General features: G+C 47.4%; 3 protein-coding genes and 1 pseudogene. 1 reads left to right on the plus strand and 3 read right to left on the minus strand.

The genetic code is table 11. The features are described from left to right. Window positions 1–36: 36 nt before the first annotated feature. Genes arcS through VN429_RS06940 form a run of 3 tightly spaced genes read right to left on the minus strand, consistent with a single transcriptional unit; the run spans window position 37 to window position 3,681 of the window. A complete protein-coding gene (gene arcS, locus VN429_RS06930; RefSeq protein WP_325631343.1) occupies window positions 37–1,671 on the minus strand; it encodes an archaeosine synthase subunit alpha in 1,635 nt (544 codons plus the stop codon). Continuing rightward, window positions 1,658–3,115, minus strand: a complete 1,458-nt coding sequence (tgtA, locus tag VN429_RS06935) for a tRNA guanosine(15) transglycosylase TgtA (RefSeq protein WP_325631346.1) — start codon at window positions 3,113–3,115, stop codon at window positions 1,658–1,660. The genes arcS and tgtA overlap by 14 nt, the downstream gene beginning before the upstream one ends. Then, on the minus strand, window positions 3,115–3,681 hold the full coding sequence (locus VN429_RS06940) for a TIGR00296 family protein (protein WP_325631348.1): 567 nt from the start codon (window positions 3,679–3,681) through the stop codon (window positions 3,115–3,117). Before VN429_RS06940 ends, tgtA begins: the two co-directional genes overlap by 1 nt. Window positions 3,682–3,889: 208 nt before the next feature. Here VN429_RS06940 and VN429_RS06945 point away from each other — a divergent pair. Next, a pseudogene (locus VN429_RS06945) lies at window positions 3,890–4,778 on the plus strand (hypothetical protein); the annotation flags it as partial.

Below are 4,778 nucleotides of genomic sequence, written 5' to 3' on the forward strand. Positions count from 1 at the left end.
TGTCACATCCGGATAGCTGGTCGTGTGCCTTATTTATTACCCGTTCAACTTCTTTACCTTACGCACGCGAACCGCAACCCCGCGGTGTGACCTGATCATCTCATCTGCTGACATCACAGCACGACCTGTTGCCATCGCATTTTCACCAATGACAAGAATTTCATCGCCTTCCCTGACTGCAGGATCAGCCTCGACAACTCCCGGAGCTAGAATATCTCCCTGGGGAACAAAGTTATCGATATAGACCCGGTACCCGGTGTCAATCATGTTCCATCCGTCAAAGGTTGGCCTGAGCATTCCTGTTGAGGGCTCGAGAGAGAAGATTTGCTGACGCCCCTTTTTCACGATCACTTCAGGGTATGATCCCTTTACTTCAAGACCAGGTACTCTGAGGTCGTACCCAAACTGCATTGAGACCATACCCCTGAGAAGATGATTCTTTACTTTCTTCTCGCCTGTTAGTGCCTCGCTCAGTTGCCTGAGAGCTGCAGGATCGGTTGGATGAGTAGAGCAGGTAGACTCAAGAGTTACACCTGCCTGGTCAGCTGCCTCAGTTGCTATAAGAAGAGCATCACCATCAAGGTGTGCAATGACCCGGCGGTACTGGTGTTTCATGAGATATTTAGCAAGCGTATCAGCGATCTGAAATCGTTCTTCATGATCCCAATACCCGGTCACCGGGACATCATAGTGTGCTGCAGGATACACAAGCTCAACATCACGGGGGACAAGACCGAGCGGAGAAGTGAGAATGAGCTCATGTGCACGCCTGCTGATAGCCTGGGTAAACTTATGATGACTCTGTGAAAGTGAATATGGCTTTCTGGCTGAACAGGGAAGAAGAACAGCCACATCTGCGAGAGGTGGGATATATCTGGAGAGGAGGCGCTCTGCAAATCGTTTCACTTCAGGGCGGTGAATGCTGTCTCCAGATGATGCAATAAAGGGAGTCGACCGGGTCACCGGTGTGTGTTTCTCCATCAGGGCACTGCGATCCAGATGTCGCATGATAGAAACATAAGGTGGTCGTGTCCTTACGCGACCTTCGAGAAATTCTCTGAATGTTCCGGCCCTGATACGTGTCCTGATGAGAGCAAGTTCCTGTTTAAGAGCGTAACGGTTATGTTCCCTGAGATCACCTGCTTTGCATCCCGGACACTGACAGAGGCCTTCTGCCATGACAGTTTCAGGATAATCTCCATCAGGAAGGCAGAACCTTCCCTGCACAGCCTTGAGATCCACATCGGTAAAATCAAAAATATCAAAACCTGCATGAACCAGGATAGCGACATTCTCCGGAAGAGCACCTCCCGGGAAATACCAGCAGGTGTCCGGTGGAATTCTCTCTTTCAGAATCTGCAGGTGCCTGGTAAAGTCCCTCGGCTGCTGAATTAGAGTGTGCCAGTTCGGGGTTATGACTACATCCCCGCTTGTTAACTCTTCAGGATGATGAATATGAATCTGGATCGGTTGCTTCCCATCTGATGTGAAGAATTTCTTCACAAACTCCGGATCATCAGAGGGGAAGAAGGCATCAAGTTTCCTCTCGGTAAGAGCTGGAAAGAGAGATGGTACATCTCCAGCCCATGGGAGCAAATACTCTGTATCATCAATCCGGAGCCTTCCTGCTCTGCCGGTTCCGTCGCGTGCAGTAAATTCACAGGTCCTCAAGATCCACCTCCACGCTTGGGGCAGTGCTTTCGATAATATCTTTCCAATACGAGCGGCAGCGGACAATTATTTTAGTATCCGGGTTTGCTTTCGTAAGCCGTTCGATCCCAATACAACCACATCTGACCATCTCGTTGTCCCAGTCAGGTATCTCGCTCTGTCCTATTGGAAATGTTTCTGATAATTCTGGTGGGTATGGGCCGAATGGCGGTTTAAAGAAAAAGACAGCATCATAGCCACTGTGAACTTTCTGATCAAACGTTACCAGTGCTCTCTTTCCAACCTCAAATCTCTCAACCATATCATGGTACCTAAGAACTTCTGTTCTCAGACAACTCTCTGATCCCCTGTAGAAAAATCGCCGCTTGGAGACCCGGTCCTGTTGTTTCAGTTCTTCCCCATATGTGAGAAGTTCCCGGTATCCGCGGAGCAGTTGCGGATGACCACGGCACCGTTCATCCACAAGTTCCCATAGAACCCCGTCCTTGATTGCCTGCCTGATTCTGTTTATCTCTGCGAGGGTGACATGAAGGTTATGAAGAGCTAAAAGTCGTTCTTTGTCCGGTGATTTTTGAAGTGATTCAGCCGTGTGTGTACTGCATACCTGACAGGCACATGGAAGGTAGGAGAGCTCATGGAGATGATAACTACCGTGTGTTGTCATGTAACGTCCGGCTTTTGCATAAAGGGCATATGCCGCAGAATCAAAGAGGTCGCATCCCATTGCAACAGCAAGGGCAAACATGGATGGATGACCGGCACCAAAGAGATGGACACATATTCCGGGTTTCAGGCCACGCTTGGCAGCCATGACAACCTTTACAAGATCCTTGTACCGGTATGTTTCCATAAGTGGCACGACTGCACCAAGCGGGCAGAACTTCAGGCCCATCTCTGATATTTCCCTGCCTGCAAACTCTCTGAGATCCTCAAAAAGGCCACCCTGAACCGGACCGGCCAGGGTGTGGTTTGCATGATTGGCAAATCCATTTGCTTCTTTCAGACGGGAAAGGGTTATTGCAAGTTCTTCTTCTACCTGCTCTCGTTCGGTGTCCGGATGAGTTGGAATGTCAAGAGGTACGATAATGTCAGAACCTATCGCCTGTTGGAATTCAATGGTCTGCTGATTGGATATCTCCACTTCCCCATATACGGAGAGCTGAAAAGATCCTGAATCGGTCATGATCACACCATCGAAATCAAGCATAGCGTGAAGTCCCTCAGCAAGAGCCCGCTCCCTGAATTCAGTACTGCGGGAGATGATGTATGCATTTGTTATGAGGGCCTGCACTCCCATATCCTGCATCTCCCTTGGGGTGATAATGGGAAGATGCGGGTTTATTACAGGGAGAAGAGCAGGTGTTTTTACTGTCTTTTTACCGTCGGAGAGCCGGCCGATCCTGCCAGCAATATCCTTTTCAAGAATCTCAAATGAAAGCGCCATTAATCGTGTTTCTCGCTAAATATCTGTCCTTCAAAGGTAAATACCTGCACAGAAGATTCAAGCCATGACTTTGCAGGCAGTCCTGCCTTGTTGCATGTATGGTCTAGAAATTCTCTTGTATTCCATCCCCATTCAACCGGAACCTGGGGAAGCAGAAGTCCTGATCTTCCATATCCTTTCACGATGAGTCCATATTTTCCAACTTCAATTGCACTGGCCCGCATGTCAGGGGCTACTTCCAGGAGTTTCGGTTCAGTCAGGATGGTAACTTCCACTGATATGTGTGAAAGTTCGTCAGATTTTACCGGAGGAAAGCGTGGATCTTCTGTTGAAGCAGTACATGCTGCATCATGAATCGCCTCTTTAAGTGGAAGCACCGGATATGGATATCCGATGCATCCCCGTAGATCTCCATGTATTGTGAGTGTCACAAAGACCCCGCGTTTTCTCGAGAAGATAGCGGGCCAGGATGGCTCACCGTACGGTGTCCCGGCTATATGCTCATGCAATACACTCCGTGCATATGAAAGAGCAAGTCTGCCCTCATCAGCAGTGAGCAGTTCCATGCCGAGTAATGAGGTTCGTATGAGGATATATATGCCGGCGGAGAATTCTGGATATTATATGTGCTGAATACTCTGACCCATTTACTCTTTTGAATGATTACTGCCTTTCGATCTTCAGCATGGAGTGGGATTTTGTTGATCCTTTATAGTATATGAGGCACTACACTTTACTCAGATCTGCATTCAGTATCTGGAGTGATGGATGATCATGCGATTCTATTCAAATTTAATATTCATTCTTGCCCTTCTCTGTATTTGTACAATCACACCTATTATCGCACTAGCTGACGGTAATTTGTCGTCACATGCATCTACATCAGGCAAGGCTGAAATTTTCAGCGGTTCTATACCCTCCGGTGAGGGCGTTGTCTCGATAAAAGCGGTATCTGGAAAATTGTACCAGATTCCTGCGATGTCTCCTCTTGGTATTATTCAGGCGCTGGCAGGTACTGATAGCATTGAGAATTACAAGGTTGGAGATGAACTGATCACTAAACGGGGTATTCTGACTCTGGACGGAGTGAACGGGTATATTAATTCTGGCGAAAACAGTTGGTTTGTTCTTGTTAACGATAAACAACTTCAGGATTATTTGCTGCCAACAGAAGATGGTCTGAATGTATTTCCATTAAAAACCGGAGACAAGATTACATTTGCCTTTGGAAATCCAACCAAGTCACCTCAGGATGCCACAGCAACTATTAGAGTCACCATCGGGGCTCAGTCTGATCAGGCAAGCCAGACTAAAACAGTGACCCAGTCACCCCAGACAACTTCAGCACCAACTACTCCAACAGTTACTGGAACTCTGGCACCTTCTGTTACTCCTACTATTGAACCATCACCAACATTAACTAAAACATCAGTTGTCGAAACAAAGGCTCCATCAACTGAACCTACACAGAAATCCACAATCACTGGGAAAGATCCAAATCTGCCAGTGTATGATGATAATGAAGAGAAGTCCAGTGCAACAACAGAATCTTCATCATCATCTCATTCCAGTGATCTAAATAAACCAGTATATGAGGATAAAGATGGGAAGTCTGAAGTTTCATCTGAATCACCCTCATCTTCCCATTCCAAGGATCTAATCC

The organism is Methanospirillum sp., from assembly GCF_035560735.1.
GTDB lineage: Archaea > Halobacteriota > Methanomicrobia > Methanomicrobiales > Methanospirillaceae > Methanospirillum.

What these genes read in the sequence shown, in the direction of transcription:
- VN429_RS06940 (WP_325631348.1), bottom strand. Translation starts at nt 3,681, where the DNA reads ATGGAACTGCTCACTGCTGATGAGGGCAGACTTGCTCTTTCATATGCA.
- tgtA (WP_325631346.1), bottom strand. Translation starts at nt 3,115, where the DNA reads ATGGCGCTTTCATTTGAGATTCTTGAAAAGGATATTGCTGGCAGGATC.